Source organism: Ferroplasma sp. Type II (assembly GCF_000496155.1).
Genome location: NZ_KI542830.1, coordinates 1 through 1,499, shown reverse-complemented (window position 1 = coordinate 1,499; position 1,499 = coordinate 1). Strand labels below are relative to the sequence as shown.

Below are 1,499 nucleotides of genomic sequence, written 5' to 3'. Positions count from 1 at the left end.
CGTTGATCAACAGTATATATATTTTTTATATTATTTTTATTTATAAAATCATCTATTTCCATATCCTCAAAATTCTTTACTACTATTATTTCATATAAATTTTGATTTAAAGTTTGATTTAAAACACTCTCTATCGCTTGTTTTATATAGTTTTTCCTGTTATATGCCACTATGATAACAGAAATATAGGGATTATCCATAAGCTCGAATACCATTTATTTATATAAATATATAGGGTGTCCAAATAATAAAGCGATATGGCGTCAAAATCCGATTGGATTATCTTGACCCTAGCGTTTATTTCAACACTCAAGTGATGTTGGATAGTGATTGTTAAACAAAAATCTTTCCATTTCAAGGTACATTTATCCTCATCCTCCTATAATAATTATTCCTTCTCCTCCTGTAACTGTCCTTCATATTATTCAGGAACTCTCCATAGTATTCCCTGAAGCCACTGTCATTATCCCATTTGTCAAGGAACTGTTTTGGTGAATAATAATCAAGTGTGGAATGTGGCCTTATATTGTTATAGTCATAGAATGCATTCTCTATTACTGTTTTCCCTTCATTGAAGTTGTCTATTTCACTTACCCATATGTAATCTGTCTTAATTGAATTGTGGAAGGACTCAATATCTCCGTTCTCTGTAGGTGTTTCCCTTTCTATGTATTCATGCCTTATCTTCATTAGCTTAAGGTAATTATTGAACTCCCTTGAAATATACTGTGGACCATTGTCTGTCCTTAATGTAATCCCTTCCGGCACATTGCCCTGGAACTTCCTCATTATTGCATCATTTACAGCATTGATAGCATCCTTTGCAGTGCATGAAGTATTATAGTTATAGCCATACCATTCCTTTGAGAATATGTCCTTAATGCACATCAGATATGTCATTCCATTCCCTGTGGGGATATATGTTATATCTGTTATATCTGTTTCAATAACCATTTCAGGCTTATCAGCTGCAATAAGCTTTAATCCTTTCCTGTCCCTGTGGCTATGCACCGGTAGGGAAAGGTTATTGTTCTTCATTATTTTATATACTGTTTTCCTAGTGTCAACGCCAAGTTAATTTTCCCCAAAAAAGCTATGGCGGTTATATACAGTTGATGCTATAATATTATTTTATATGATTTCTTATTGAAAACACAGGGTATAGAAAGGTTGATATTGTATTACGTAATTACCAGTTATGACAATAACTACGAGAAAACATAAGAGCAAGAGTGGGAAGGAATACTATGAGCTTGTTGATGTTAGAAGAGTAAAGGGAAAGGTAGTGACCAGGTATGTTGGCTACTTGGGAAAGAATCTAAACTCAAAGGTTGAACTTACAGGGAAGGATATATTCCCCTACGTGGAGAGATTGCTTAGTGCAGAGATATCTGATTCTGATATCAGGGATATACTGAAAAAGATAGGGATAGACTGTGATATATCCCCAATAACAAAGATTGTTTTAGAGAACGACAGAAAACTGGAAAGGCTTCCTG

2 protein-coding genes and 1 pseudogene are annotated in these 1,499 nt (G+C 34.0%); 1 reads left to right on the top strand and 2 read right to left on the bottom strand.

The genetic code is table 11. The annotated features are described in order from the left end of the window. On the bottom strand, nucleotides 1-200 hold a 200-nt coding region (locus AMDU4_RS13310; RefSeq protein WP_290705506.1), incomplete at its 3' end, for a glycosyltransferase. A 154-nt stretch (nucleotides 201-354) separates the two neighbouring features. Then, nucleotides 355-1,038 carry an integrase core domain-containing protein gene (locus AMDU4_RS13305; protein WP_021788450.1) on the bottom strand — a complete coding sequence of 228 codons (684 nt, stop codon included), beginning with the start codon at nucleotides 1,036-1,038 and terminating at the stop codon, nucleotides 355-357. Nucleotides 1,039-1,198: 160 nt separating this feature from the next. Between AMDU4_RS13305 and AMDU4_RS13300 the strand changes: the two are divergent. Continuing rightward, nucleotides 1,199-1,499, top strand: a pseudogene (locus tag AMDU4_RS13300) (hypothetical protein); the annotation flags it as partial.

Coding starts and splice junctions, on each gene's coding strand:
- AMDU4_RS13305 (WP_021788450.1), bottom strand. CDS start 1,038: ATGAAGAACAATAACCTTTCCCTACCGGTGCATAGCCACAGGGACAGG.